We start from the raw sequence: 255 nt of genomic DNA on the forward strand, positions 1-255 counted from the left end.
CCACCCTCGTGCTCGCGCACAACAAGACCCTCGCGGCCCAGCTGGCCAACGAGTTCCGCGAACTCATGCCCAACAACGCCGTCGAATACTTCGTCTCCTACTACGACTACTACCAGCCGGAAGCATACGTTCCGCAGACCGATACCTTCATCGAGAAGGACTCGTCGATCAACGCCGAGGTCGAGCGACTTCGACACTCCACCACGAACTCGCTACTCAGTCGCAGGGATGTCGTGGTCGTCTCGACCGTCTCCT

At 59.6% G+C, this 255-nt stretch carries 1 pseudogene; it reads left to right on the plus strand.

The features are described from left to right. Positions 1-255: pseudogene (locus WDW90_RS40160) on the plus strand (excinuclease ABC subunit B); the annotation flags it as partial.

The organism is Methylobacterium nigriterrae, assembly GCF_037106235.1.
GTDB lineage: Bacteria > Pseudomonadota > Alphaproteobacteria > Rhizobiales > Beijerinckiaceae > Methylobacterium > Methylobacterium nigriterrae.